Annotated in this window: 24 protein-coding genes and 1 pseudogene; 3 read left to right on the forward strand and 22 right to left on the reverse strand. The window is 47.7% G+C overall.

All coding sequences use genetic code 11. From position 1 onward, the window contains the following. Positions 1 to 47: 47 nt before the first annotated feature. The 13 genes from IEW48_RS03755 to IEW48_RS03815 form a co-directional block, all read right to left on the reverse strand. The gene (locus IEW48_RS03755; protein ID WP_188622633.1) at positions 48 to 1,334 is read right to left on the reverse strand and encodes an ABC transporter permease; all 1,287 of its coding nucleotides are present in this window, start codon (positions 1,332 to 1,334) and stop codon (positions 48 to 50) included. Beyond that, positions 1,331 to 2,074: an ABC transporter ATP-binding protein gene (locus IEW48_RS03760; protein WP_188622634.1), complete on the reverse strand. Its 744-nt coding sequence runs from the start codon at positions 2,072 to 2,074 to the stop codon at positions 1,331 to 1,333. The genes IEW48_RS03755 and IEW48_RS03760 overlap by 4 nt, the downstream gene beginning before the upstream one ends. A 199-nt stretch (positions 2,075 to 2,273) precedes the next feature. Continuing rightward, positions 2,274 to 3,293 carry an ABC transporter ATP-binding protein gene (locus tag IEW48_RS03765; RefSeq protein WP_188622635.1) on the reverse strand — a complete coding sequence of 340 codons (1,020 nt, stop codon included), beginning with the start codon at positions 3,291 to 3,293 and terminating at the stop codon, positions 2,274 to 2,276. Beyond that, positions 3,290 to 4,306, reverse strand: coding sequence for an ABC transporter ATP-binding protein (locus IEW48_RS03770; RefSeq protein ID WP_188622636.1), 1,017 nt, complete (start codon positions 4,304 to 4,306; stop codon positions 3,290 to 3,292). The genes IEW48_RS03765 and IEW48_RS03770 overlap by 4 nt, the downstream gene beginning before the upstream one ends. Positions 4,307 to 4,324: 18 nt before the next feature. After that, entirely contained in the window at positions 4,325 to 5,248 is a 924-nt protein-coding gene (gene nikB / locus IEW48_RS03775; RefSeq protein WP_188622637.1) for a nickel ABC transporter permease, read from the reverse strand. 17 nt (positions 5,249 to 5,265) lie between these two features. Beyond that, a complete protein-coding gene (gene nikC, locus IEW48_RS03780; protein ID WP_188622638.1) occupies positions 5,266 to 6,186 on the reverse strand; it encodes a nickel transporter permease in 921 nt (306 codons plus the stop codon). Positions 6,187 to 6,341: 155 nt separating this feature from the next. Continuing rightward, complete coding sequence (locus tag IEW48_RS03785; RefSeq protein ID WP_188622639.1) at positions 6,342 to 7,940, reverse strand: glutathione ABC transporter substrate-binding protein; 1,599 nt, start codon at positions 7,938 to 7,940, stop codon at positions 6,342 to 6,344. A gap of 275 nt (positions 7,941 to 8,215) precedes the next feature. Then, positions 8,216 to 9,859 carry a glycerol-3-phosphate dehydrogenase/oxidase gene (locus tag IEW48_RS03790; protein ID WP_188622640.1) on the reverse strand — a complete coding sequence of 548 codons (1,644 nt, stop codon included), beginning with the start codon at positions 9,857 to 9,859 and terminating at the stop codon, positions 8,216 to 8,218. A gap of 192 nt (positions 9,860 to 10,051) precedes the next feature. Beyond that, positions 10,052 to 10,459, reverse strand: a complete 408-nt coding sequence (locus IEW48_RS03795; protein ID WP_188622641.1) for a nucleotidyltransferase substrate binding protein — start codon at positions 10,457 to 10,459, stop codon at positions 10,052 to 10,054. Further along, entirely contained in the window at positions 10,428 to 10,766 is a 339-nt protein-coding gene (locus tag IEW48_RS03800) for a nucleotidyltransferase domain-containing protein (RefSeq protein ID WP_188622642.1), read from the reverse strand. The genes IEW48_RS03795 and IEW48_RS03800 overlap by 32 nt, the downstream gene beginning before the upstream one ends. Positions 10,767 to 10,897: 131 nt before the next feature. Continuing rightward, positions 10,898 to 11,467, reverse strand: a complete 570-nt coding sequence (locus IEW48_RS03805) for a glycerol-3-phosphate responsive antiterminator (protein WP_371874810.1) — start codon at positions 11,465 to 11,467, stop codon at positions 10,898 to 10,900. A 61-nt stretch (positions 11,468 to 11,528) separates the two neighbouring features. Continuing rightward, complete coding sequence (gene glpK / locus IEW48_RS03810; protein WP_188622644.1) at positions 11,529 to 13,031, reverse strand: glycerol kinase GlpK; 1,503 nt, start codon at positions 13,029 to 13,031, stop codon at positions 11,529 to 11,531. A gap of 93 nt (positions 13,032 to 13,124) precedes the next feature. After that, entirely contained in the window at positions 13,125 to 13,955 is an 831-nt protein-coding gene (locus IEW48_RS03815) for an MIP/aquaporin family protein (protein ID WP_188622645.1), read from the reverse strand. A 369-nt stretch (positions 13,956 to 14,324) separates the two neighbouring features. Here IEW48_RS03815 and IEW48_RS03820 point away from each other — a divergent pair, with 369 nt between their 5' ends. Together IEW48_RS03820 and IEW48_RS03825 are read left to right on the forward strand one after the other, a co-directional pair. Beyond that, the gene (locus IEW48_RS03820) at positions 14,325 to 15,161 is read left to right on the forward strand and encodes an HNH endonuclease (protein ID WP_188622646.1); all 837 of its coding nucleotides are present in this window, start codon (positions 14,325 to 14,327) and stop codon (positions 15,159 to 15,161) included. 306 nt (positions 15,162 to 15,467) lie between these two features. Further along, the gene (locus tag IEW48_RS03825) at positions 15,468 to 16,859 is read left to right on the forward strand and encodes an IS4 family transposase (protein ID WP_188622647.1); all 1,392 of its coding nucleotides are present in this window, start codon (positions 15,468 to 15,470) and stop codon (positions 16,857 to 16,859) included. A gap of 79 nt (positions 16,860 to 16,938) precedes the next feature. Here IEW48_RS03825 and IEW48_RS03830 read toward each other — a convergent pair whose 3' ends face one another. The 9 genes and pseudogenes from IEW48_RS03830 to IEW48_RS03865 form a co-directional block, all read right to left on the reverse strand. Next, positions 16,939 to 17,850 carry an extracellular solute-binding protein gene (locus tag IEW48_RS03830; RefSeq protein ID WP_371874812.1) on the reverse strand — a complete coding sequence of 304 codons (912 nt, stop codon included), beginning with the start codon at positions 17,848 to 17,850 and terminating at the stop codon, positions 16,939 to 16,941. A 9-nt stretch (positions 17,851 to 17,859) separates the two neighbouring features. Beyond that, the gene (locus tag IEW48_RS16965) at positions 17,860 to 18,123 is read right to left on the reverse strand and encodes a hypothetical protein (protein WP_007506615.1); all 264 of its coding nucleotides are present in this window, start codon (positions 18,121 to 18,123) and stop codon (positions 17,860 to 17,862) included. 49 nt (positions 18,124 to 18,172) lie between these two features. After that, positions 18,173 to 18,526: pseudogene (locus tag IEW48_RS03835) on the reverse strand (carbohydrate ABC transporter permease); the annotation flags it as partial. A 324-nt stretch (positions 18,527 to 18,850) separates the two neighbouring features. Continuing rightward, positions 18,851 to 19,579, reverse strand: coding sequence for a glycerophosphodiester phosphodiesterase (locus tag IEW48_RS03840; RefSeq protein ID WP_188622649.1), 729 nt, complete (start codon positions 19,577 to 19,579; stop codon positions 18,851 to 18,853). Between the two features lie 92 nt (positions 19,580 to 19,671). After that, positions 19,672 to 20,514, reverse strand: a complete 843-nt coding sequence (locus tag IEW48_RS03845; RefSeq protein WP_188622650.1) for a TatD family hydrolase — start codon at positions 20,512 to 20,514, stop codon at positions 19,672 to 19,674. An 11-nt stretch (positions 20,515 to 20,525) separates the two neighbouring features. Further along, the gene (locus IEW48_RS03850) at positions 20,526 to 21,476 is read right to left on the reverse strand and encodes a DMT family transporter (RefSeq protein WP_188622651.1); all 951 of its coding nucleotides are present in this window, start codon (positions 21,474 to 21,476) and stop codon (positions 20,526 to 20,528) included. 64 nt (positions 21,477 to 21,540) lie between these two features. After that, on the reverse strand, positions 21,541 to 21,960 hold the full coding sequence (locus IEW48_RS03855) for a DUF4395 family protein (protein ID WP_188622652.1): 420 nt from the start codon (positions 21,958 to 21,960) through the stop codon (positions 21,541 to 21,543). A 117-nt stretch (positions 21,961 to 22,077) separates the two neighbouring features. Next, positions 22,078 to 23,865, reverse strand: coding sequence for a M3 family oligoendopeptidase (locus tag IEW48_RS03860; RefSeq protein ID WP_188622653.1), 1,788 nt, complete (start codon positions 23,863 to 23,865; stop codon positions 22,078 to 22,080). Positions 23,866 to 23,986: 121 nt separating this feature from the next. Continuing rightward, a complete protein-coding gene (locus IEW48_RS03865; RefSeq protein ID WP_188622654.1) occupies positions 23,987 to 24,940 on the reverse strand; it encodes a D-2-hydroxyacid dehydrogenase in 954 nt (317 codons plus the stop codon). Between the two features lie 234 nt (positions 24,941 to 25,174). On the opposite strand from IEW48_RS03865, the gene IEW48_RS03870 reads away from it, so the two are divergent. Then, a complete protein-coding gene (locus IEW48_RS03870) occupies positions 25,175 to 26,968 on the forward strand; it encodes a M3 family oligoendopeptidase (protein ID WP_188622655.1) in 1,794 nt (597 codons plus the stop codon).

Consider the following 26,968-nt stretch of genomic DNA (forward strand, 5'->3'; position numbering starts at 1 on the left):
CCTGGGACAAGGCCTCTTTTTTTTTGTTTTAATTATTTTGTTTCATCTTAAAGGGCACTTATTCTCATGCCGATTCTCCGTGTGAAGAAGTATATAAAAGCTGTTGCTGCCGCTAAAATCATGAGCTGAACAGAGATCAGAGAGCCGGACACAAGAATCGGCATAAACATGACGAGTGCCTGCATCCCCAGCACGACCCGGCACATCCACACGAAGCTGTCCCTTTGCTCTCTGTGGGAAAGGGGAAACAGCTGGTGCCAAAACTGCTGTTGATGATGTGTCCATACCGCCTGCAACTGAGTCGCTGCTACAAACAGAAACAAAAGATAAACGAGCCCCTTCACCCATACTTCGTTCAGCACATAAATCATCACTGTCCCGATGAGAGTCAAACGGACATAAATCCCCAAATAATCTTGGGCACGGATAAACGTCTTGAGATATAAGTAGCGATAGACAGAAGTCCTGTTAAAGGGCAGTAAGGCCGTCACATAGCTGAGCCAGGGCCGTTTGCGGACACGAGTTCCCATGTGCGGCACATCCACAAAAGCCTGACAGAAAGCATAAAACCGGCTGAGCTGTTTCCGTTCCAGCTCCAACAGACGCATCCAGCGGTAACCATGGGAACGGACCACTTTCCGCTCATATAAGAAAAAGGCCACTAGCGGCAAGACCAGCATTGGCAACAGCCAAGCAGGCCCCTGGTAAAACCACCATAACAGGAAAATAAAGCTGAACAAGATTCTTAATCCCCGGTGAATCTCCACTTTACGTTCGTCCATATGACGCAACATGTTCCAATGGGAAGAAAAATTCCACCCTTTTAAAACCAAGGGGATCAAAAAATAGACCCAGACCGGCTGCTCTGCCGCGGCTACCGTATCCCGCCAAAAGGGGTAAAGCAAGATTGATGTAACGACGACAGCAGCGCTTTGTAACATGAGGTTATAGCGGTATGTGTGCCGGAAATAATCGTCCATCCGGCTCTCCACAGGGGTGAGAAAAATCAGATCGGCCTCATGCAAAAAATGACGCTGGGGAGCCCGAGCAACAAGCCAGCAAAACACAACGGCATAAATGAAGCCCATGGGCATCCAGTCCGGGATCCAAGCTACAATCTGATCATAATAAATCATGCCGATAATTAAGAGCACGACCACAGTAAACAGCAAACCGCTCGAGGCAATCAGCTGCCAATAACGAACCGCTTCGGTCACAAATTCTTGAATCCGATTCCTGGCTAATTGCTCCACATCCAGAAACATGCGCTCGTTCTGGTCAGCACCAGAGGCAGTACTGGTACGTTTTGAAGCTTGAGTGACTGCTTTCTTCATCTTTCATCAACCTCAGTCAGTGTAAGATAAATATCATCCAGGCTGGCTGCAGGCATCCCGCTCATCTGGCGCAATTCCTCAAGGGTGCCCTTGGCACGGATGCGCCCCTCATGGATAATGACAAAACGGTCACAGTAACGTTCAGCGGTGGCTAAAATATGGGTCGACATTAAAATCCCCGCCCCTTTTTCCTTGCAAGCCACCAGCCATTCCAGCAAAGAGCGGATGCCCAGCGGGTCAAGCCCCAGGAGAGGCTCGTCCACAATATACAGTTTGGGTTGTACCAGAAAGGCCATCATAATCATCAACTTTTGTTTCATCCCCTTGGAGAACTGAGCGGGAAATTGATGCTTCTTTTTCTCCATGCGAAACTCTTGCAATAAATGTTCAGCCCGCTTTTCAAAGGTCAACCGGTCCAGGCCATACGCCATCGCCGCCAGTTCCAGATGTTCCCACAAGTTCAGTTCCTCATAATAAACAGGGGATTCAGGGATATAGCTGTACAAAGAGCGGTAACGGTCTGGATCATCCTTGAAGCTACAGCCATCAATCATAATGGAGCCCTCATGAGGCGAGAGAAGTCCCAGGATATGCTTAATGGTGGTGCTTTTTCCGGCACCGTTCAGTCCAATAAGCGAGACAATTTCTCCTGCATTAATGTCAAAACTGATGTCATGTATGACGGGTTTCGTTGCCGTATACCCGCCTGTGACGTGCTCGACTTGCAAAAGAGGACGCATGCTCTACCAACCTTTCCCTTCAGTACTATCCTTATTGTTTCTTATTTTTCCCAGCTTGACAAGTCATCAACTGTAAAGTGAAAAATAAGCCGCAACTCCGTATAGCAACGGAACTGCGGCCGTTGATCATTGTCATGATCTATCATATCATTACTTAACATCCCTTGAGATACTTAACATCCCTTGAGATGAGCACAGGTTAGGAAATCTTGATCTCTTTCAGCAATTGGCTGTAATCGACCGGGCCTTCCTCCAGCAGATGACAGGCAGCCTCATGCTGCGGGCCCAGTTTATGCATCGGCGGCGCCTCCGTTTTACAGCGGTCCATCACAAAGGGACAGCGGGTGTGGAAGCGGCAGCCTTGAGGGGGATCAATCGGTGAGGGCACATCGCCCTTAAGAATGATCCGCTCTTTCTTCCGTCTCGGATCAGCCACCGGAATGGCAGATAACAGCGCCCGGGTATAGGGATGCTGCGGGTTTTCAAAGAGTGATTGCTTATCTCCCATTTCTACGATTTTACCCAGGTACATCACAATAATCCGGTCTGAGATATGACGGACTACACCCATATCATGGGAAATAAACAGATAGGTCAAATTAAATTCACGCTGCAATTTTTTTAACAGATTGAGCACCTGAGCCTGAACGGACACGTCCAAGGCCGAGACAGCTTCATCACAGATCACCAGTTTGGGTTCAACAGACAAGGCGCGGGCAATGCCGATTCGTTGTCTCTGGCCACCGCTAAATTCATGGGGATAACGGTCGGCCTGATCTGCATTTAAGCCTACCATTTCCAGTAACTCAATGACACGCTGGCGCCGCTGGTTGCGCGGGACCACATTTTGAATAGCCAAAGCTTCTTCCAAAATTTGACGCACTGTCTGCCTTGGGTTAAGGGAAGCAAATGGGTCTTGGAAAATGATCTGCAAATCCTTGCGTTTTTTACGCATCTCCGTCTTGCTTAATTTAAGCAAATCTTGTCCTTGAAAAATCACTCTCCCTGCGGTGGGCTCTTCCAAACGGAGGATGGCACGCCCCGTAGTTGATTTGCCGCACCCCGATTCGCCAACGACACTGACCGTTTCACCCTCATTGACGTGGAAGCTGATATCATCCACCGCTTTGACGTAATTAATGGTGCGTCCGAATATACCACCTTTAATCGGGAAATATTGTTTCAGATTCTCCACTTGAAGCAGCGGGGCTTTACTCATTTTGTGGCCACCTCCTTCTGTTCATCCCACTTGTCCGTATAGATCCAGCAGCGAACCTGGTTGCCGTCCTCCATGGTTTGAAGTTCGGGCAGATGATCGAAACACATCGGTTTGGCATGGGGACAGCGGGGTGCAAAACGGCAGCCCTTGGGCATGTTAAACGGACTCGGCACTGAGCCTTTGATGACGGCCAGCTCTTCCTGGTCTTCGTCATGGCGGGGCAGTGACTCTAACAAACCCATAGTGTACGGATGTTTCGGATTTTCAAACAGGGTGTAGACATCCGCATACTCCACCACTTTACCCGCGTACATAACAGCCACTTTATCGCACATCTCGGCCACAACCCCAAGGTCATGGGTAATCATGATAATGGTCGTTCCCAGCTCTTCCTGCAGCTTTTTTATCAGCTCCAGGATTTGCGCCTGAATGGTGACGTCCAGTGCCGTGGTGGGCTCATCCGCGATCAAAAGCTCCGGGCTGCAAGCCAAGGCGATGGCAATCATCACCCGCTGGCGCATCCCCCCGGACAATTCAAAGGGATATTGCCTGGCCCGTTTTTCTGGAGAAGGGATGCCCACCAGCTTCAGCATCTCGACCGCTTTCTCCCAGGCCTCTTTTTTGCTTTTCTTTTCGTGGATACGGATCGTCTCAGCAATCTGGTCTCCCACGGTAAACACAGGATTAAGGGAGGTCATTGGCTCCTGAAAGATCATGGAGATATGCTTTCCACGAATGTGACGGAATTCCTTATCCGATTTCTCCAGCAGATTTTCTCCTTTAAACCAGATTTCTCCACCTACAATTTTACCTGCCGGCTGGGGCAAGAGGCGCATAATGGACAAAGAGGTAATACTCTTACCACATCCCGATTCCCCGACGATCCCCAATGTTTTTCCTTTTTCTATTGAGAAGCTGACCCCGTCGACCGCTTTCACTTCTCCTTCCTCAGTAAAAAAAGAGGTCTTGAGATTTTTCACTTCCAGAATGGGGGTTCCGCTTTTGACGCCCATCCCTGTTCACCGTCCTTCCTAGTTCAATTCCACCCGTTTATTAAGCAGTCGGTAGGATATGTCCACCAGCAGGTTGACCAAAACAAACAACACGGAAGCAACCAGAACTGTACCTTGAACAACTGGAAAGTCCCGGGCATAGATTGCATCTACGATGAGACGCCCCATACCATTAATGGCAAACACGACCTCGGTTAACACTGCTCCTCCCAACAGGGAACCAAACTGCAAGCCAACAACGGTTACGACCGGAATAAGGGCATTGCGCAAAGCGTGTTTATAAATCACAACCGCCTCTTTTACCCCTTTGGCCCGGGCCGTACGAATATAATCCTGGTTGATCACTTCTAGCATACTGGAACGGGTCATACGGGCAATTATAGCCGCACCAGCCGTTCCCAGGGTAATGGCGGGTAAGACCATATGCTGCCATGTCCCCCATCCAGCAACAGGGAACCAGCCCAGATTCACACTAAACCAAAGAATGAGCATAATTCCCAGCCAGAAGTTAGGCATGGATAATCCAAATAAGGCGATGAGCATAACGCTGACATCCCATACTGAATAACGTTTAACAGCTGAGATAATACCAGCAATAAGACCGATAAAAATGCTGAGCAGCGTACCGATAACAGCCAGTTCAACCGTGGTTCTGAACCGTGAGTTAAAAATTTCCTCAGTCACGGGACGACCGGAACGGATGGATTCACCCAAATCCCCCCGAACGGCATTACCTAAATATTTCAGGTATTGAATGTGTAAGGGGTCATTTAAGCCCAAACGCTCCCTCATCTGCTCTACCCGCTCTGGAGAAGCACTTTCCCCGGCAATAATCTGAGCGGGGTCGCCCGGAATGAGATGCATCAAGAGCAAAACCACCAACACAACGCCCATCAAAACCGGAATGGTTTGCAGGATCCTGCGGACAATATAGACTAACATTGTGTACACCTCGTCATCTAGTTTTTCATTCTGGGATCAAGGGCATCTCTCAAGCCATCGCCTAACAAGTTAAAGGCCAGCACACTAACAACTATGGCAATTCCCGGGTACAGGGAGACATGGGGGGCATCCCAAATATAGTTTCTTCCGCCGGCCAGCATGGCTCCCCATTCAGGTGTGGGTGGCTGGGCTCCCAATCCAAGGAAAGACAAACCGCTGGCAATCAAAATGGCTGAGGCAATATACAGAGTCCCTTGAACGATGATCGGCGACATGACATTGGGCAAAATATGTTGAAAAATAATTTTCCCATCCCTTGCTCCCAGCGCACGGATGGCCTCAATGTACTCCATCTTGCGCACGGCCAATGTGGAGCCCCGGACAATACGGGCAAAAGTGGGCACTGCAAAAATGGCCACAGCAATAATGACGTTGATCATATCGGGCCCTAGTGCACTGACAATGGCCAACGCCAAAAGGATGCCTGGAAAAGCCAGCAAAACATCCATGATTCGCATAATCAATGCGTCAATCCAGCCACCATAATATCCGGAAATAATGCCTAGAAGGACACCGAAAAAGGCGCCGATCAGCACAGAAACAAAGCCCACGTACAAGGTAATTTGGGTGCCATAAATAATCCGGCTGTAAATATCCCGGCCCAGGTGATCAGTACCCAGCCAATGCTCTGAGGAAGGTTTGGCCAACTTATTTTGCAAATTTTGAGCCAAAGGGTCATGGGTGGCAAACAATGACGGGAATAAGGCAATAATAACTAAAATGACAATTAATATGCCGCCAGCCATGGCCGCTTTATTTTTGCTCAGCTTTTTGTAGAAGAGTTTCCAGTTTTTAAAGGGAGTTTGTCCAACTTTAGGGGGAGAAGTAGGGCCTGGGGCTGCTGTGCTGTTTGTCTGACTGGCATCTGGTTGAGTCATGTGTGTTCACCCTTTCTTCATCACATTTGACGCTCGAAATCCTAGTATACATGATAAAAACACATGATAAAAAGGGTTGCACTTGGACAAGATACAACCCTTTTTATCTCTACAATAGTGGGTTTACACCTGTGTGCTATCCACTTGTCTAACCATTATTCTTCAATAGATACTTCTCTCAGATGCATAATGCCATCAGGAGAATACCAGAAGCCGTTCACCTTGGGTGATAAGCCGATCAGATATTCTGGATGATAGAGGTAGATCATCGGGGCTTCATCAACCAGGTACTCCTGAATTTGTTTATACAGCTCTAAGCGGGTAGCCTCATCCGTTTCCTGGCGGGCTTGATCAAGCATCGCATCTACTTCTTCATTGGTATAGAAGGATCGGTTACCAGGATCCCCGTGGTTGTTGCTGTGGAACAAGGCATAGGTGCCGTAGTCAGCATCAGCTGTTACAGTGACCCAGCCAAGGATAAACATGTCATGTTCACCGTTAGCCGTTTTTTCCAGGTAAGCGCCCCATTCCAGCACCTCAATGTCCACTTCAATGCCAACTTCTTTCAATTGGGCTTGAACAACTTCAGCGATGTCTACCCTGATTTGGTTATCGTTGGTCCAAATCGTGGTTTTAAATCCGTCTGGATAGCCAGCTTCAGCCAACAGCTCTTTTGCTTTTTCAGGGTTATACTCAAGCTGCTCTAACCCTTCATGATAGCCGAAGACAGTGGGAGCCAACGGGCCAGCAGCAGGAATACCAATACCATTAACGACGCCTTCGATGATTTCTTCTTTGTTAATGGCCATAGAGATGGCTTGACGCACGCGCACGTCGTTGAATGGTTCCTTTTGAGTATTAAAGCTGATGTAGGTTAAGCTGACACTGTCAGTCCGATAAAGTTCCATATTGGAAGAACTTTCCACCCGAGCCACATCATTGGGCTGTACAGGCTCAACAATATGCACCTCTCCAGTTTCCAGCATAGCCAGACGGGTGGAATCTTCTGGCACAACGGTAAAGGTCACCGTGTCCACTTTAGGCGGCTCACCCCAATAGTTCTCATTACGCTTTAAGACGATTTCCTGGCCAGATTCCCATCTTTCCAGCACAAACGGACCTGTGCCAACCGGGTTAGTAGCAATCGTTGTTTCCCCGTTTTGCTCAGCCTCAATAGCAGCCGGGCTGATCATTTGTCCGGCAGAGTGGGTAAAGTGAGCCAGAATCGGAGAGAATGGATAGGCGGTTTTGATTTCAACAGTGTACTCATCGAGCACATTGACTTCTTCCAGCCAGCCGTCGAAAATGAAGGCACGCGGAGAACCCAATTCAGGGTCAAGGATACGCTCCAGGTTGACTTTTACCGCTTCGGCATTAAACGGAGTGCCGTCGCTGAAAGTGATGCCTTCACGCAATTTAAAATGCCAGGTCACGTCATCTACTTGTTCATAGCTTTCAGCAAGCCAGGGTTGAATTTCCCCGTTTTTGTCCCGGACGAACAACGTTTCATAGATTTGGCTAGTTACATTACTAGATGGGTTGTCATTGGATCCATGCGGGTCCAAAGACACAGCATCAGACATCACTGCAATTTTCAAATCCCCACCGGCTGCGGGAGTTTCAGCGGCTTGCCCTTCTCCCTGTCCCTCCGTATCTTCAGGAGCGGGCTCTTCACCGCCGCCACAGGCAGCCAACACCGTCCCTACAGTGAGGACCAGGACAGCAAGCCACAGCCATTTGCGATTAAATTTCATTCAATTACCCCCTAATCTTGTTTTTAATTTTGTGTACATTTGACATAAACAACTATAATGGATAGTTAGTCATTTTGCAAGCGTTTTTTTCCGGTTAATTTTGTCAAGACCGACATTCTTCAAACATTTTCGTTAGATTATTTGTTTTTTCGCCATAATATTTCATATCCTCTCTATTGTGTTCACAGGGAAGACAGGTTCAGCAAGCGGCACCATGACCACAGATTAAAGTTTTCATCTGTAAAATAAGCGGGCCTTGATACTGGGCCCGCTTACTAGCTTATGACTTGGCAAGAAAGAGATGGCGAGTTCAGCAATTCATTAACTACGGGATAAAGGGCAACATAGGTATCTTTATCGAAATAAGCAGCTCCTGTGCGCCGGATCAGATAATCCTCAGCATAGACCGTCATTTCGTGTTGCACGCAGTAGCATAATTCGGCTTTAAGCACTGGGTCAATTTTCTGCTTCCCTTCTGCCGGATCTAACACCACGACTTCTGGCTCTTGAACCCCCATACGCTTCAAATAGCCGATAATATGCCTAATGTTACTGCCGTAACGACGTACAAGCTTCTCGGCCTGCTCTTTTTCTACATTAAGTGCGGCTAGCTCCTGCACGTGCTTTTGAACAAAGCCGGGCCATCCTTCCGGTCCCCCTACCTGGCCACCGGACAACACTTGTGTGGCCGTTTGACAAGGAAGAAACGTGCGCCCTGTTTCTTGCTCCAGTTCCCGGACAACCAAGTCAACGACCCGTTCCGCCATTTTGCGAAACCCGGTCAGTTTGCCTCCCGCAATGGTGATAAGGCCGGATTCGGAGCGGAAGATTTCGTCCTTGCGGGACAACTCCGACGGAGATTTGCCATCTTCATGTATGAGTGGTCTGAGTCCGGCCCAATGGGATTCCACATCGTCCCTGGTAAGCCCGATGGTGGGAAACATGGCATTTGCCGCCTCCAGCAGGTAGGTGATGTCTTCCTCGTCAACGGGCGGATGGGCCAAGTCCCCTTGATAATCGGTGTCCGTCGTGCCGATATAGGTCTTGCCATCCCGGGGAATCGCAAACACCATGCGACCGTCAGGCACATCAAAGTATACCGCTTGACGCAAAGGGAAGCGGCTTTGGTCAACCACGATATGCACCCCTTTGGTCAAATGCAGACGTTTCCCCTTGAGAGAGTTGTCTTTTCGGCGGAGCTGATCCACCCATGGGCCTGTGGCATTGACAATTTTGGCAGCATAGATGGCATATTCCCTTTGTTCCACCCGGTCCGTGACTGCCACGCCGATGAGTTTGCCTTGGTCATATATAAACTCTGTGGCCTCAGCATAGTTAACCGCCAGCGCTCCCTGTTCCACGGCGCTCTTAATCACTTCCAGAGTCAGGCGGGCATCATCGGTACGGTACTCCACATATAAGCCGCTGCCCTTCAGGCCGTCTTTCTTCAACAACGGCTCCCGTGCCAAGGTCTCTTCCTTATTTAACATCACTCTCCGTTCACTTTTCTCCACCCCGGCCAATCTGTCATACAGCCACAAACCAAAAGAGGTAGCCAAACGGCCGTATGTCCCGCCCTCCACCAGGGGCAACAGCATCGGCTCCGGAATCACAACATGGGGCGCATTGCGATACAAAATGGCTCTCTCCCGCCCCACTTCCCGGACCAGGCCGATCTCCCCCTGCTTTAAGTAACGCAAGCCGCCGTGGATCAGTTTGGTAGAACGGCTGCTGGTGCCTGCCGCAAAATCCTGCATCTCGATAAGCCCTACTCTAAGTCCACGTAAAGTTGCATCCAAGGCAATGCCACAACCGGTAATTCCCCCGCCGATGACTAAAAGGTCTAACGGTTCTCCAGCCATGCGCTCCAACATAGTGGTGCGGTTGTCTCTGGAAAAAGCCAGTTTCTCTTTGCCCATGCTTGATCACCTTTCTGTTTTTCTTGTCGACAATTAAAAAAGACCGCAAAAACCACTACACTACATAGTATGTAGTGATTTTGTGCGGTCTACTCCAGTTCTCTGACCTGTGCTATGCACTTCTTGAGTTCATTATATCATAAAAACATTAATGAATGAATCAGTAATTCCAGGATAGATTCAGAGGCTTGCTTATTGTTCGATCTCCATTTCCTTCTCCATCCGTTTCCTAAGCTGATTAAAAAGTTTATAATATTTATTCTTAACTTTATCATAGATCAACCTTGCTTCCTTCTCATCGTAGATGTGCGATGTTTTATTCCGATCGATCATCATTGCTATCCATTGTTCTCCTTGTTCGATCAAGCCATAAGCATATGCTTCCTGTATAGCTGCTCTGGGACTCCGGATTTCAGTGACTCCAGCATACTCCAAGAACATTTTCATCAGTTTCCAGCTTAATTCAAATGTGAATTCAAACCGTTGTATGACCCCATCATAAACAATATCATGATCTAGCGGAAGGTTAATAGCTTCTTCTAATCTTTTACAGGCTCGTCTATATTCCTCAAGTTTGCGGTGAAGTCTCTCCCTGGTCATAGATCACCACTCCCTCCCGCATAATATCCCCTATCAAATCTTCATTTTCCAACCGGTCTATAAACAAAACATCAACTTTTAGGGGTGTTGGGATTTCACGTATGGCGTCCTCAATCAAATTTTGCTGACTGTGAGAAGCTTGATCAGTTTCTATTGCTAAATCTATATCGGAGGTTTGGCGATGTTCACCTCTGGCCCGGGAACCAAATAGAATAACTTTTTTCACCTTTTTGTTAGCCGCACAATAGGTTTTTAACTGATCTACGAATCGTGGAGAAAGGCCTGAGAAATGTGGATCAAAAGCCACGCTGGACACCCCGCTTCAACTTCAAGTTCAACATCAAGATTAAGATACTTTTAGTTTAACAGGAATTACAGTAAAATTCACGGATGCCCTGTTGTTTCTGATCAGGGCGGGAGGGTATAGAGAGCAGTTATCTAGAGGTCTAAGTGCCATAACTTAGGATCCCCCACAGAGGTGGCTAGCGCCCCGGCCCGCAAGGCTTCCAAGATTTCTTCCTTGTGCTTGATCAGGCCACCTGCAATTAAGGGAATGGGGAGCTCTTCTGTTAACTCATAAATCACTCGGGGCATCAGCCCAGGCAGGACCTCAATCGCATCCGGCCCGCAGGACCGGACCAGTTCAATCCCCCGCTTCAAAGCACTGGAGTCAATCAGAAAAATGCGCTGGATGGTCAGCAGTCCCTCTTCTTTGGCCGCTTTGATCAACTGGTTGCGGGTGGTAATGATGCCATCTGGTTGCCATTCTCTGGCCGCATATTGGATGGCACTTTTGTGATTGGACAGCCCTTCGATAAAATCAAAATGAATAAAAACTGACATTCCTGCCGATTTCAACCGGTGCACATAGTCCTTGATCGCAAGCAGATCACCGGTTAAGAGAAAAGCGATGTTGGCCTTGCTGCCAACTGCTTCATCAATCAACTCCGGTTTATGAATGGCGGCAATCACTTGTGATTGAACCATATCCACAATAGGAGAATTCACGTCCATCCTCCTTTACAGTCCGATGCCCCCCTGTACAGGGAGGCATTTTTCTCATTTCACCCTATTCCTCATATTTTTCCCAGTTCATGGTACGCTTAACCGCCTTTTGCCACTTTTTATACAGCGTGTCTCTTTTCTCAGCGGACATATGGGGTTGAAACGTCGTATCCAATTGGGCATTGTGTATAATTTCATCTTTGTTCCAAAAACCAACTTCAAGGCCGGCTAGATAAGCTGCTCCCAACGCGGTTGTTTCGGTGACTTTTGGCCGCTCTACATTGACGCCCAATATATCGGCCTGAAACTGCATCAGGAAGTTATTGGTCACTGCACCGCCGTCCACTTTAAGAGTCTTCAACTTTAAGTCGGCATCTTTTTGCATGGCATCCAAGACATCTTTGGTTTGGTAGGCCAACGATTCCAACGTGGCCCGGATAATGTGTTCTTTGCGCGTCCCCCTGGTTAAGCCGAATATGGCCCCTCTGGCGTACATGTCCCAATAGGGGGCACCCAGTCCGGCAAAGGCTGGCACCACATACACCCCGCCCGTGTCGTCCACTTTAGTGGCATAGTACTCTGAATCTGGCGCCGAGTCAATAAGTTTAAGTCCGTCCCGCAACCATTGGACCGCGGCGCCAGCAATGAAAATACTGCCCTCTAAAGCATACTCCACTTTCCCGTCAATGCCCCAGGCAATGGTCGTTAACAATCCCGATTGGGAAATGACAGGAGATTCACCGGTGTTCATCAGCAGAAAGCATCCTGTGCCGTAGGTGTTTTTGGCCATCCCCTCTTCAAAGCAGGTTTGGCCAAACAATGCTGCCTGCTGGTCCCCCGCTACTCCAGCAATGGGAATCTGGGCTCCACCAAACGTAGACGGGTCAGTCACGCCATACACATGGCTGGACGGCTTCACCTCCGGCAAAACAGAAGACGGAATATCCAGCTCCTTAAGCAACCGCTCATCCCAAGCCAACTCTTTAATGTTATACAACATGGTGCGGGAAGCGTTGGAATAATCGGTCACATGGGCCCGGCCTCCGGTCAGTTTCCAAATCAGCCAGGAATCGATGGTGCCAAAGAGGAGCTCTCCCGCCTCAGCTTTCTCTCTCGCCCCCTCCACATGATCCAGAATCCACTTCACTTTTGTTCCAGAGAAATAGGCATCAATAACAAGGCCTGTATTTTCTTTAATGTATTCTTCCAACCCTTTTTGTTTCAGTTCATCACAGATATCAGCCGTGCGCCGGTCTTGCCAGACAATGGCGTTATAAATGGGTTTGCCGGTTTGTTTATCCCACACCACCGTGGTTTCCCTTTGATTGGTAATGCCAATGGCAGCCACCTCTTGAGGTTTAATCCCCGTACGCTCCAGTACCTCTCTGGCTACCCCGCTCTGTGTGCCCCAGATTTCCATGGGATCATGCTCCACCCAACCCGGTTGGGGGTAAATTTGTTCAAATTCTTTCTGGGCGATGCCCACAATTTGACCTTGCTTGTCAAACAGAATGGCCCGGGAACTGGTGGTCCCTTGATCAAGGGCTAAGATATACTTTTTATCCATTTTGCTCACTCCTTGTTTTGTAACTAGAAAATAATTCTTAACCTATTTGAAGAAAGGCTTCAATAAAGGCTAAAGCTTCCTTTTCATCATCCCCTAATTAGGACGAGAGTCCATGCATCTTTTTTCTTCATCGCCAACGGAAGAGGAGCGCAGCCGGACAAACAAAGCTAAGATGGTCAAGGCTGCAACAAAGCCAATCACTGCTCCACTAGAACCGTTTTCAAAAACCAATTTATAAAAATAGGCCCCCAAAACCCCGCCAATAAGCGGACCAATGACAGGGATCCAGGCATACCCCCAATTTGAATCACCCTTACCGGGAATAGGAAGCAGGAAATGGGCGATTCTGGGCCCTAAATCACGAGCAGGATTAATGGCATATCCGGTGGTTCCCCCAAGTGACAAACCAATTGCAACAATAAGAAAACCAACAATCAAGGGATTTAAACCCTCCGTAAATTGGTTGGCGCCTATGGCCAATAAACAAAAGAGAAGGGTAAACGTACCAATTATTTCACTGATAAGATTAGAGGGTGTATGTTTAATAGCCGGATCAGTTGAAAACACTGCGAGTTTAGCCCCTTTATCTTGGGTTGATCTCCAGTGCGGATAATAATGTAACCAAACAATCACAGCTCCCAGAAAAGCACCAAGGAATTGGGCGATCACATAGAGAGGAACTTGTGACCAAGGAAACTCCCCTACCGCAGCCAGACCAATGGTAACAGCAGGATTGATGTGGGCTCCGCTAATCCCTTCAACAGCATAGACAGCGATCGCCACAGCCAGTCCCCACCCTAACGTAATCACAATCCAGCCGCTATTTTGTGCTTTAGATTTGTTAAGGACTACACCAGCAACCACACCTCCTCCAAAGATAATCAAGATCATGGTTCCTACCAATTCACCAATAAACGCAGACATCCCATCGCCTCCCTCGGGTTTGATTTGCATCCGGATTACAACGCTTACATTTTACGCCTTGCAGCAAACAAAAAGAAGACCAAAAAACACACTCCTTGTAAACAGAGTGGTTCTTTTGGTCTTCTCCTTGTCTCCGACCAAGTATAGACTTTTCTATAACTCAACTTTCGCACCTTGAAAAACACGAGAATCCCTTGATTTAACTGGGGAATTTGGCCAAAAAACGCGAAAAACACCCAATCCTTTGGTAAAATGAAGTTGCCTAAACCAACATCTACCAAGGAAAGGATGTTTTTCATGTCTATCGTACCAANTAATAGATTATTATACAATCGATGAATAAAAACAAATGGAGGAATACCATTAGCCATGACAATCGATGAATTGGTTCCAGGGCAAATATTAAGGAATGATGAGATTGTTTCCATCTTCCAATGTGCACCTCAAGGTGGAATGAGACGTTCGAAAAGAACGAATTCCCTTGTATTGATATCAGACCACACAAAGGCTTTGTACGAAGATCGATGGGAAGGCGATGTGTTTCATTATACTGGAATGGGGAGAGTAGGAGATCAGAAATTAGACTTCCAACAAAACAAAACATTGGCAGAATCAACTACCAATGGAGTAGACCTCTATCTTTTTGAAGTATTCCGAGAAAATGAATATGTGTTCATGGGACAAGTTGAGCTAGCTGATCAACCGTACCAAGATCAACAATTAGATATAGAAAATAACCTAAGATTAGTTTGGATTTTTCCGTTAAAACTAAAGGAAAATACGCAACCAATCGAAATCCCACAAGAGTGGATTGAAAGCAAAAATCGATACAGAGAAAAGAGAGCTAAAAAGCTCTCAGATGAAGAATTAAAAGCAAGGGCAAAACACACTAATAAAAAAGCTATTAAGCGTTCAACGAGTACAACCGCATATGAGCGAAACCCTTATGTTAGTGAATATGCCAAGAGATGGGCAAATGGCATTTGTCAGCTTTGTGATCAGCCAGCACCATTTAATGATAAGGATGGAACCCCCTATTTAGAGACCCATCATATTGAATGGTTGTCACGTGGCGGCGATGATACCATCGAAAATACCATCGCTCTTTGTCCAAACTGTCATAGAAAGATGCATATACTTGATCGAAAGGCTGATGTAGAAAAATTAAAAAAACGTGTTAGAGAACGTCTTTCATCTTTAGCGTAACTCACTGAAAACTTTCACCGAAAAGCGAAAAATCTATTAGGGCGTCAGCTTATGATTCGCTAGACGCCCTAAATGAAACACCGTTTTTCGCTATTTCTTCAAAATACCCGTCAATGACCTTCAATTGATCCATCATTGATCGTTTCCCCTTTCCGGATAAATTCATTACTCAACTTTCGCACCTTGAAAAACAAGAGAATCCCTTGATTTAACTGGGGAATTTGGCCAAAAAACGCGAAAAACACCCAATCCTTTGGTAAAATGAAGTTGCCTAAACCAACATGTACCAAGGAAAGGATGTTTTTCATGTCTATCGTACCAAATTCCTCGGCTTCTGACCAGCAACTTCTTTCAAGAGTGGATCGTTTTTTCAAAGAACAGCGGATTGGCTCTCTACTCAAAAAGTCCAATTTTGTGAAAGAATGCGGATGGACTTGCCTGACGCTTTTCAAATTCCTTTTTCTCCTGGTGTTTAGCAAGAAAAATCTGTATCAAGCCCTTCAAAAGAAAGATTCATTGGATCTTCCCGGAAAAGATGCGGTCTATCGTTTTCTGAATTCCAGCCGCTATAACTGGCGCAAGTTTTTGCTGCTTTTGAGCAGCGGGCTGATCCGGAACAAATTGGACCCGTTAACCGGTAAAGATCGGGTAAAGGTACTGATTGTGGATGATTCGCTCTATTCCCGTGCACGCAGCAAGGCGGTCGAGTTACTGGCCAAAGTCCATGATCACACCACCGGCAAGTTTGTTCGGGGTTTTCGCCTGCTTACCTTAGGTTGGTCAGACGGAAACACCTTTGTTCCTCTCTGCTTTTCGTTGCTCAGTTCCCCTGATCCCAAAAACCGCCTGGTCGAAATGTCCGATGGTCTTGACAAGCGGACCACAGGCTACAAACGGCGCCAGGAAAGCATGCAAAAGTCTTCGGATGTCTTGATTGAGCTGCTCAGACAAACGTTGGCTTCCGGTATTCAGGCTTCTTACGTTTTGTTCGATAGTTGGTTCAGTTTCCCTTCCACAATCATGAAAGTGCTTGAGCAAAAGATACATGTGATTTGTATGTTGAAAGGAATGCCCAGGGTGTACTACGGGTATAACGGGCAAAAATGGAACCTGAATGCCTTGTACAAAGCCGTTCGTAAAAAACGCGGTAAAGCCAAAATTCTCGCTTCCGTCATCGTCACATTAGGCTGCAATGAACAAGGGGAAGAGATTCCTGCCAAGATTGTCTTTGTCCGGGACCGTAACCGCCGCCGAAATTGGCTGGCCCTTCTGACCACGGATGTCCATTTGCCTGATGAAGAGGTCATCCGCTTTTACGGAAAACGTTGGGATATTGAAGTGTTCTTCAAGATGACCAAGTCATATCTCCGGCTGGCCAAAGAATTTCAAGGCCGTTCCTATGACATGATGTTTGCCCATACCAGCATCGTTTTTGCCCGGTACATACTCTTGGCGGTGGAATCGAGAGAGAGCCAGGATCCCCGTACATTGGGAGAGCTCTTTTCCCTTTGTTGTGACGAGATGGAGGACATCAAATTTGCTTCTGCATTGTTGCTTTTAATCGAACTATTTAAATCTGCGGTACGGGAAGTTCTAGTTCTTACGGAAGAGAAGTTTCAAGAGCTTTTCGATCAGTTTTTGTCGAGTCTGCCCAATTATATCAAGGGTTTACTTGGTGTTTCTGTCTGCGAAAGTTGAGCTATAACATAGAATAAAATAGGCAAACAAGTTTGTCAACAGGCAAACAAGTTTGTCAACATTTTTTGAAATTTCCATCTTACTGATTCGCCCGTCTGTAATTCTCCAGTTCCCGGTTGATCTCCTCATTGGCCCGGTTTAAAGCTTCCAAGGGGTCGTCCCCATTGTGTACACTTTCAATGGCGTTGACCACCCGTTCCCGGGCTTCCGGAAAGACCCCAATTAATGCGCCTTGAGTGGCCGGGGTCAGCTTGGTGTTTTGCAACTGCTCCACTGCGGTCAAAAATTGGGGATATTGCTCATAGACCTCCTGCAACACCGACTCATTATGAGCTGCTTTGGTGATAGGGAAATAACCTGTGCTGGCTGCCCACTGAGCCTGCACATCAGGCTGGGCTGCATATTTGATAAACTCCCAAGCCGCTTCCTGTACCTCTTCAGGAATGTCAGCCATCATCCACAGGGAGACACCTCCAACCACCACTCCATGAGGCTCTACTCCGTCAGGTACTGGCAAAAATGCCGTCCCCACTTCAAAGTCAGCGTTATTGACGTTTCCGGATGTAGAAGCGGTAGAATCCAAATACATGGCCACCGTCTGAGCCAGGAAAGCGGCGCGGTGATCATCCCAATCCCGCCCATAATTGCCCAGTGTGCCGTCTTCTCTTAAGTCAGCCAGCCATTGAAACCAGCGCTGCCCCTCTTCCTGATTAATCAGGGCCTGGGTTGGCTCCCCGCTTCGCCCATTATCATTATCCACATACAGACCTCCTTGATTGGCAATCATTTGCTCCGTAAACCAGCCATGGCTAATCACCGAAAAACCATCCACCTGATAATAAGCCAAAATGTTTTCCTCAAACTGGCTGACATCAAAATTGTCCCGGTCAATAAATGTTTGCATCGGCTCAATATAGCCACTCTCAATCATATATTTGGTGCCCACTTCAAACACTTGCACCAGAGCAGGAGCTTCAGAGGTACCGACCACTTGCCTTAATTAGGTTAAAGATTCCTCATAACTTCCCTGATAGACGGCATTAACATAGACTTCATCCTGGCTCTCGTTAAAGCCAGCCACTACCGCTTCCACCGCTTCACCCAGGTTGCCTCCCAAAGCGTACCAGAAATCAACAACGATGCGGCCATCATCCGTTGTTTTCAGCTGACCGGTTGACGAACTGCACCCGGACATGACCAGCACCAATGCCAACGCTAGTAATAAGAAGGCTGATGCCCTCTTGTGTTTTAACATTTCCTTCACCTTATCTTCCCCCTTGTGCATTTTTGAAAAAAATGTATAAGCTCACCATCTATCCTTTTAATGCCCCTGACATCAATCCACGGCGGATGTGTTTGATGCCCAGGAACAATAAAAGCAAAGTAGGCAATAAAATGATCACCACGCCGGCCATGACCATATTCCAGGCTGTAGAAGCTTCTTGGGAAATCATCATGCGGATGCCGATCTGGACCGTGCGCACATTTTCATTGCTGGTCACCAACAGCGGCCATAAATACATGTTCCATGTGGTCAAAAAGGCATATATAGCCAAGGCACTCAACATAGGTTTGGACAACGGCAAGGCAAATGACCAATAAAAACTGAAACGGCTGCAGCCATCAATTTGCGCTGACTCATAGAGCTCCTTGGGCAAGGTCTTGAACACTCCCACCACCTACGCTTCGCTTAGAGGTGGGGGATTCTTGGGAACAACAGCCTACCAGCCGTTTATTGACCAAGCGATCCCCGTGTGTCCCACGGTTCAGTTGACTAGGAAGCCAACAAGNGATCAATTTTAAACTGCGATGCTGAGATGAAGTCAGAAAACACAGAACAGACAAGGGACGGAAAAAGCGCAAAAATCACCCTGCAAAACAGAGGCAATTTTTGCGCTTCTCCAAATCTCCGCAAAGTTATATTTAATTCTTTATTTATTATACACATCGGTTTCTGCACTTGTCAAGCGCCTTCAGATCTTCTCTGCTCCCTACCGATAAACCTCTAACAGCTTTTGGGCTTGATCGGGATAGTCGGTTATGACACCATCGACCCCATACTGATAGCACCAAGCCAAGTCCTCACTCCGATTAACAGTATAAGTATAAATTGGTTTTTTCAATCGATTCAGCACTGCAACCGTATGCTCTGTCAAATATGGATAGGCAGGATGAATGCTAAACAGGTCTAACTCATTGGCGTTGATATAGTTGGGTAAATCAAGTAATTGCCCATATAGCAATAAGCCCGTTTTTATCTCCGGAAGATATTCTTGCACAATTTGGATAGCGAAGTGATCAAAAGAGGAAATAATGACCTGATGCTGCCTGTTCTTACTCATGAGCAAATCGATGACCAGCTGTTCAATGTTGCCCCTCATCCGAGGAATAATTTTCAACTCCAGATTAAGCAGGATGTGCTCCGGGACAAGGTTGAGTACTTCCTCCAAGGTAGGAATTTTCTCACCGGCAAACTTAGCATCATACCACGCACCAGCATCCAGCTGGCGAATCTGTTCCAGCTCCATTTCCATCACTAACCCTGTACCATTGGTGGTGCGGTCAACCCAAAAATCGTGGATCACCACCAGCTGTTCATCCCTGGTCAGCTGCACGTCCAGTTCCAGGGCCGTACAACCCTGTTCCAAAGCCAATTCAAAAGCCGCCAAAGTGTTTTCAGGGGCATAGCCGCTCGCGCCCCGATGTCCAAAAATGAGCATGTCAAGTCTCCTCTCTCAGAAACACTGTTAGCAATGCGGTTATCAATGTATCCCATTTCAACCAAACTGTCAATCATTTGTGAAAACATTTGCTATTCGCCGTGTTTGTTTGATTGCCAAAGTTGCCATGACCGGTATTGGTCCTTTTTAAGCAGCAGCTTATGCACATTGATCATCAGTTGATTGGCCAACCCACTTGCCCCCAACCCTTTAAGACAGGCTACGTAGTCAACAACCTGAGGCAAAAACAACGGTGTCGTATTTTGTCCCTCAAATGGTCCAGCAAAAGGCCATGGACCGTCCGTTTCCACTAGCAGATTCTCTATTGGCACAAGCTCAACCAGACGCTGATCCCGCTTTCGATAGCACACCTCAGGCGTCACAGAAACATAGTAGCCGGCTTTGACAATTTGCTGAATCATCTCTTGCGGTGCTTTAAGCCAGTGAAAATGTGCCCTTGACACGTTTTCCTGTTGTAACAGCTCAAAGACAGATTGCACCTTATCATGGACCGCATGCAGAAGCACGGGAAGATCGAACATTTGGCTTTGTTGCAAAAAAAGCCTGAGCAGCTCCATATACCCTTCCAGGGGCGGATGCCCCATTTTTTCCAAAGTGTAATGGGGCAAGCCGACTTCTCCAAGGGCTGCTATCCACCTTCGCTCTTGGCGGACCAAGCTAAACAGCTCACACAGTTCCTTCTCGCTGGGAAGGGGCTGTTCAGGATGATAGCCAACTGCCGCATATACAAAGTCTGGATACCACTGCTTCAAATCCAGCGTACGGTAAGCGGAAGCAAGGTCAGTAGAGACAGCGACCACACCGCTGACACCGGCCAACTGCCAGCGGTTAATCATATCATGGAGCTTCTCTTTCCCGTAACGAAGCAAATATTGATCCAAATGCAGATGGGCATCAATGTACTTGTTTCCCATCCCGGTTCACCTCAGGCATTGGTGCTATGTTTTTGGTCGGGAACTGATACTGACTGTTGTTCATGATCAGCTTGAACGCGTTGTGCTTGGGAGTGGTGATTACGGATAAACAGATAAATGCCGGACAAGATAATCAATCCCCCTGCTATTTGAGCGTTACTCAGGGTTTCGCCAAGAATCAGATAGGCCAAGAGGGAGGCGCCGATCGGTTCGAACAAAACGGTGACCGAAATGATGGATGCTCCAACCCATTTCACCGCCCAATTGAAAATGGAGTGACCCAGCAAAGTGGGAAACAGGGCCAGTGCGACGAAAAGCCACCAATCCCGAGCCGGGTAGGAGAACAGGGCTCCCCCTGTGAGCGCAACATACAGCAGGATAAACAGGGCCCCTGTGCCGTAGACCACGTAGGTATAAGTCATGATAGACAGGCGCTGCCGCAAATGCTGCCCGCACAGCCAGTAGCCTGAGACCATCGCAGCCGCCAATAAAGCAAGGGCATTGCCCCAAACCGCTTCCCCGCCAAAGCGAAAATCTCCCCAAAAGATCAGCACACTGCCACCAATGGCCAAAATTCCTGCGGCCAAAGCCTTGATCGTCATTCGTTCCCTAAACAGTACATAAGCCCCTGCAAAAGTGAACAAAGGTTGTAAGGTGACCAGCACCACCGAACTGGCCACCGAAGTGTAATTCAAAGATTCAAACCACAACACGAAATGCAAGGCTAAAAACAAACCGCTGACAAGCAGATAGACCCATTGCCGCCTCTCTAATCTTTTCAATTCCTTAAAATAAGGGAACACAAATGGGGTCATCAACACCACAGCTAAAAACAAGCGGTAAAAGGCCACAACCTCAGCCGGTGCAGAGGACAGCTTAACCAAAACAGCTGCGGTCGAGACAAACACAGCCCCCACGATTAATCCAAAATAGGGCGGAAATACTGGTCGCTGTTGGTCCATTGTTCTCTCTCCTGCCATGTGTACCTGTTTAAATATTCAGCCTAATGTTGGTCTTTAGACTAGACTAGGATCGTTGTGTATGTCGCCATTGTTTCCACTGAAAGTAGATAGTGCAACCGATACAATAACCGGCCAAGGCAAATGCGGCGGCCACCATTACCATACCGGCCGGGATCCAGCCACTCCAGTGACCAGTGGTCCATAGAATACCTACGGCCAGCCCCAGAAGGATAGTGGCGATGCTCTGGTTAAAACGTTGCAATTCCGCCGCTTCCTGTTCAGCAGCCGCCAATCGGTTCTTAAGCAGCGGTTTGGTCAAGACGAAGACTACATTGCCCTTGGGACCAAACAGCAAGGCCAGCAATGATATGATGAACAATAGCGTCAACAGGAGCTGGGATTGCAACAGGATAGCCAACAAAATTCCTCCGACCATCACCCACTGATTGGCTCGGACCAATGGAACCGGAATGCCTTGTTTCATAAAACTACCTCCTTATGGATATGATATTAGATTCACTTTATCATCATTATAACAGGAAACTTAAAAACTCTCTCGGCAACGGCCGAAAGAGCTTTTTCACACACCCCTTTTGTTAGATTAATTTGTATTTACCTTCTCATGTCCCTCTAATTGGTCTAAAGCCTGTTCAACTTTGGTGACCATTTCCGCTACACGAGCTTCGGAGAGATCAAACGTAATGCCAGCTTGCTGATAAATCTCTGGCAAGGGTTTGGAACCTCCCAGGGCGAGCGCCCGTTTAAAGCGGGTTAATGTTGCCTGGGGATCCTGTTGGTAATCAGCCCACAGTTCAAGCGCGCCCAGCTGGGCGATGACATATTCGATATAGTAAAACGGCGCTTCGAAAATATGCGGCTGTAACATCCAGCGGACTTCCAGGACCTCCTCTAAACCTCTGGTGTCTACGCCATGATAGCTCATTTCCTGAGCCAGTTCCCGAAACTTGGCCTTCCGCTCCTCAGGGGTGTGTTCAGGGTGCTCATACAGCCAGTGCTGAAATTGATCCACGACCATGGCCCATGGGAAAAACGAAATAATGCTTTCCAGTTGCTCCCGCTGGGCTCTCTCCAGCTGTGCAGGGTCCTTATAAAACACATCCCATTTATCCATCGTCAACAATTCCATGCCCATGCTGGCCAATTCAGCCACTTCCTTGTCAGCTGAGCGGTAGCTGGCCAAAGGTTGTGTCTGCATGAGATAATTGTGTACGGCGTGACCGCCCTCATGGATAAAGGTGGTCACATCCCGGCCTGAGCCTGTGGCATGCATGAAAATAAAAGATAAACCTGTCACTGGAAGATGGGAGCAAAAGCCCCCGGGAGATTTTCTTTTTCTGTTTTCCAGATCCAGCAACCCTTTCTCCTTCATCTCCTTGAGGACGAACCCGAACTGTGCATCCAAGCGTTCAAAAATCTCAATGGTGCCTTCAATCAGCTGCTCTACTTGTTCAAAAGGCTTAAGTGGTGTTTCGTCCGGCACCATGGCCGGAATATCCCAGGGCTTGTAATCTGCTAAGCCGAGGGCTGCCCGGTGCTCCTGCTGCAAGCGGCTGGTTGCGGGCACCACATATTTTTTAATGGCCTCATACAGACGGTGGCTGTCTTCAGGCGTATAATCAAATCGTTCATATTTACGGTAGATGTAGTCCCTATAGTTGTCAAAACCCGCATTCTGGGCAATCTGCTGGCGCAGACCGATGAGTTCACTCATCAATCCGTTTAATTTCTCTTCTTCTTTTAACACGGTGTCCCACATCGCCCGCCAGGCTTTTTCCCTCACCTTCCTTGGGGCATGCTGCAGAACCGTTTGCATTTGCTGAAAGGTGCGTTCTTCCCCTTCCCATTCCACGGTTAAACCACCGATGATTTCATTATATTGTTTAATCAATTGACGCTCTTTAATTTCTAAAGGAATATTCTCTTCCTTAAAAAGTGAGACCGCGTTTTGGCGCGAGCGGATCAGTTCCCCATAGCGTTCCTGATCTAACTCTTTGAGGTAGGGGCTATTAACAAACTTCTTATCCAGCAAAAAGCCGTAACGTTTAATCAGTGGCAAGAGCGATTCATTTAAATGATCGTATTGTTCTTTGGCTTTCGCATCACCATGGTCGCAATTAAAGCTGATATGTATTCTGGCGGCCATCTCTTGCACCTCTTCAATTAAGGCGCTCTCCTCTTGCAGCCACTCTTCCAGGTCTTCCACCGAGTTGATCTCTTGCTGCAGCAACCCTTTTAAACGCATTTCCAGACGATGCTTGTCCAACAGGGGATGTTGTTCATCCGCCTTCAATTCCAAAGCTAACAAATGATCCATCATCTCTACGGGCAGGACATATTCAATGACGGGTTGGTCATCCATAAACATCATCATCCGCTCCTTTATCACAAAAAGAGCCGCACTCTGGCGACTCTTTTGTTTCGTGTTAGTTTTCCACCGTTGGAGCAGATTATACAATTATGGATGATAAATTCAAGGGTAACAGAGTCTGCTAATATCTCCGTTTGACATCAATGACATTGCGCATGGCTTCCGTATCTGGATAGCGCTCTAAATTTTCTTCAAAGATGGCCAGGGCCCGGCGCATGTAGTGAGGAGAGCGGCCTGACACGTGAGGCGTTACGATGATGTTTTGCTCCGACCAGAACGGATGATGATCAGGTAAAGGTTCCTCACTAAACACATCCAGGACAGCCCCGGCTATTTTGTCACTGCGCACCGCCTGAAGCAGAGCCTCTTCATCTACTACTTTCCCCCTGGCAATATTAATCAGATAAGCAGTGGGCTTCATCCAGTCCAATTCAGTATTGCCTACAGCATGTTCTGTCTCCGGGGTAAGAGGCAGCAAGACAACAACAAAGTCACTTTCTTTAAACAAGATCTCCCTCTCTGCCATGGTAAGCAGTTGATCCACATAGTCGGGACAGGGAGCTTGGGAACGGCGTACAGCAAGCACACGCATGCCGAACGCTTTGGCCCGCTTGGCAATTTCCTCTCCAATCGCCCCCAAACCGAGAATGCCGACCGTCTTGCCATAGGCTTCGTCCACCCGGACCGACCTGTCCCACTTTCGCTCTTTCTGTAAGTCATAAAATTGATAATGGCGCCGGACCAGGGTTAAAATCATGGCCATGGTATACTCGGCCATCTGAATGCCGTGGATTCCCCGGGCGTTGGTCACCAGGATGTTCCGCTCCTCAATCCGTTCAAAAGGCATCTTTTCCAGCCCCGCACTAAGGACCTGGATCCATTTCAAGGCTGGCAACTCGTCAATCAGCTCCGGTGTCAAGTCCTCTCCGTATGTAAGCAGCACCTCGGCCTTCTGTTTAGCTTCATCTGTAACTTGGTCCATTCTGTCAAAGAATGCGAACTGGTGTTGGGGAAAGGCAGCTTGCAAGCGTTCTTGGTGCTTGGGGCTGATCTTGGCGCTTGAGATGATTCTCATGGCATTCCCTCCCAAGTTTGGCATCTTAGCTATAACCCCATACTGGCCTGCTTAGGGCCCTATTACGTTATGTCTTGATTTTTGTAAAATTGAAGGTGTTACTTCCATCATAGCATAGTTTTGTTTATCTAAATATAACGCGGGAGAAAATATTAGAAATACGAAATATTATCTGGTATAATATGAAATGTCGGAATCATTTTGGCAATATTAGCAAAGAAAGGACGGTTCGGCATGCACACACCCTTAGTTCAAACTTGGGATTTAGATGTCTTATTTCCCGGGGGAAGCGAATCTGATGCTTTTAAAAGCTATTTAAGTGATATCGAGAAACAGGGAAACACATTGCAGCAGCTGATCCTCCGGCTAAAGCCGCCCAAGTCTCCTGCTGACACAACCTCACTGCAAGAAATTGTTGAACTGGCCCAAAACATCGCCCTCAAACTGAGACAAGCCGCATCCTTTGTCCATTGTCTCTCTGCCCAGGATATGCATGACAAAAAAGCAGTGCAATTGGGCGGCAAAGTGAAAACACTCTCTGCCCAATACGCTAATGCATTGACCCAGCTGGATCAAGTGTTACTCCAAATCGATGAAGAGGTCTGGCAATCGATCCTATCCCGTGAACCTTTTGCTGCTCTGGCTTTCCCCCTTAATGAACGCAGATTAAGAGCCAAAGAAAAACTGCCTGCCGAGCTGGAAGCTTTGGCTAACGATCTGGCCGTCAATGGTTATCACGGCTGGAGTGATTTGTACGATACCGTTGTAAGTAAGATGACCATTCAGGTGGAGATGGATGGGGAACAAAAAGAACTGTCTGTGGGTCAGGCGTTTAATAAATTGTCGGACCCGAACCGCCAAGTGAGGCAGCACGTCTTTCAAAAGTGGCAGGAAGCCTGGGCCGAATCCGCCGACTTTTGTGCTGATGCCCTTAATCACCTGGCCGGGTTCAGGCTCAATCTGTACAAACACAGAGGATGGGACTCCGTACATAAGGAGCCGTTGGATATCAACCGTATGTCAGCTGAAACCCTGCAAGTGATGTGGCAGGTCATTGAGCAAAATAAAGGGATTTTTGTTCGATATCTGGAGCGCAAAGCCAAACTGCTTGGTCTGAAAAAGCTCAGCTGGTATGATGTAGAGGCTCCGCTGGAACAGACACACAGAACCATCAGTTATGATGATGCAGCCCAATTTATTGTGGAGCAATTTAACCGTTTCAGCCCCAAAATGGCAGACTTTGCGGTGCACGCCTTTGAAAACCGTTGGATCGAGGCAGAAGACAGGCCCGGCAAGCGCCCTGGAGGATTTTGCACCAGTTTTCCGGACAGCAAACAGACTCGTATTTTTATGACTTATGCAGGCACAGCGGGCAATGTCGCCACCCTGGCCCATGAGCTTGGCCATGCCTTCCATCAACATGTGATGAATGACCTGCCTCCACTCACACAGCGCTACGCCATGAACGTCGCTGAAACGGCTTCCACCTTTGCCGAATTGATTGTGGCCGATGCGGCGCTTAAACATGCCGTGGATCATAGAGAGAAATTAGCACTGCTGGAAGACAAGGTCCAACGGGCAGTGGCCTTCTTCATGAATATCCATGCCCGCTTTCTGTTTGAAACCCGCTTCTATGAGAAGCGCAAGCAGGGCATTGTCAGCGTGGAGCGTCTGAACGAAATAATGGTAGAAGCCCAAAAAGAGGCCTATTGTGATGCCCTTGGTGAATACGAACCCCATTTCTGGGCTTCTAAATTGCATTTTTATATTACCACTGTTCCATTTTATAATTTTCCCTATACGTTTGGGTATCTGTTCAGTGCAGGTATTTATGCCCGCGCCCTGGAGGAAGGACGGGGATTTGAAGAGAATTACATCGCCTTGTTGCGGGATACAGGGCGCATGCAAGTGGAGGATTTGGCCCAAAAACACCTTGGTGTCGATTTGACCAAGCCCGATTTCTGGCAAAGTGCTATCAACCTGGCCGTTCAAGATGCGCAAGCCTTTTTAGATTTGACAAGCACATAA

The organism is Caldalkalibacillus thermarum (assembly GCF_014644735.1).
Lineage (GTDB): Bacteria > Bacillota > Bacilli > Caldalkalibacillales > Caldalkalibacillaceae > Caldalkalibacillus > Caldalkalibacillus thermarum.

What these genes read in the sequence shown, in the direction of transcription:
- IEW48_RS03755 (WP_188622633.1), bottom strand. Translation starts at nt 1,334, where the DNA reads ATGAAGAAAGCAGTCACTCAAGCTTCAAAACGTACCAGTACTGCCTCT.
- IEW48_RS03760 (WP_188622634.1), bottom strand. Translation starts at nt 2,074, where the DNA reads ATGCGTCCTCTTTTGCAAGTCGAGCACGTCACAGGCGGGTATACGGCA.
- IEW48_RS03765 (WP_188622635.1), bottom strand. Translation starts at nt 3,293, where the DNA reads ATGAGTAAAGCCCCGCTGCTTCAAGTGGAGAATCTGAAACAATATTTC.
- IEW48_RS03770 (WP_188622636.1), bottom strand. Translation starts at nt 4,306, where the DNA reads ATGGGCGTCAAAAGCGGAACCCCCATTCTGGAAGTGAAAAATCTCAAG.
- nikB (WP_188622637.1), bottom strand. Translation starts at nt 5,248, where the DNA reads ATGTTAGTCTATATTGTCCGCAGGATCCTGCAAACCATTCCGGTTTTG.
- nikC (WP_188622638.1), bottom strand. Translation starts at nt 6,186, where the DNA reads ATGACTCAACCAGATGCCAGTCAGACAAACAGCACAGCAGCCCCAGGC.
- IEW48_RS03785 (WP_188622639.1), bottom strand. Translation starts at nt 7,940, where the DNA reads ATGAAATTTAATCGCAAATGGCTGTGGCTTGCTGTCCTGGTCCTCACT.
- IEW48_RS03790 (WP_188622640.1), bottom strand. Translation starts at nt 9,859, where the DNA reads ATGGGCAAAGAGAAACTGGCTTTTTCCAGAGACAACCGCACCACTATG.
- IEW48_RS03795 (WP_188622641.1), bottom strand. Translation starts at nt 10,459, where the DNA reads ATGACCAGGGAGAGACTTCACCGCAAACTTGAGGAATATAGACGAGCC.
- glpK (WP_188622644.1), bottom strand. Translation starts at nt 13,031, where the DNA reads ATGGATAAAAAGTATATCTTAGCCCTTGATCAAGGGACCACCAGTTCC.
- IEW48_RS03815 (WP_188622645.1), bottom strand. Translation starts at nt 13,955, where the DNA reads ATGTCTGCGTTTATTGGTGAATTGGTAGGAACCATGATCTTGATTATC.
- IEW48_RS03820 (WP_188622646.1), top strand. Translation starts at nt 14,325, where the DNA reads ATGACAATCGATGAATTGGTTCCAGGGCAAATATTAAGGAATGATGAG.
- IEW48_RS03825 (WP_188622647.1), top strand. Translation starts at nt 15,468, where the DNA reads ATGTCTATCGTACCAAATTCCTCGGCTTCTGACCAGCAACTTCTTTCA.
- IEW48_RS03840 (WP_188622649.1), bottom strand. Translation starts at nt 19,579, where the DNA reads ATGCTCATTTTTGGACATCGGGGCGCGAGCGGCTATGCCCCTGAAAAC.
- IEW48_RS03845 (WP_188622650.1), bottom strand. Translation starts at nt 20,514, where the DNA reads ATGGGAAACAAGTACATTGATGCCCATCTGCATTTGGATCAATATTTG.
- IEW48_RS03850 (WP_188622651.1), bottom strand. Translation starts at nt 21,476, where the DNA reads ATGGACCAACAGCGACCAGTATTTCCGCCCTATTTTGGATTAATCGTG.
- IEW48_RS03855 (WP_188622652.1), bottom strand. Translation starts at nt 21,960, where the DNA reads ATGAAACAAGGCATTCCGGTTCCATTGGTCCGAGCCAATCAGTGGGTG.
- IEW48_RS03860 (WP_188622653.1), bottom strand. Translation starts at nt 23,865, where the DNA reads ATGATGTTTATGGATGACCAACCCGTCATTGAATATGTCCTGCCCGTA.
- IEW48_RS03865 (WP_188622654.1), bottom strand. Translation starts at nt 24,940, where the DNA reads ATGAGAATCATCTCAAGCGCCAAGATCAGCCCCAAGCACCAAGAACGC.
- IEW48_RS03870 (WP_188622655.1), top strand. Translation starts at nt 25,175, where the DNA reads ATGCACACACCCTTAGTTCAAACTTGGGATTTAGATGTCTTATTTCCC.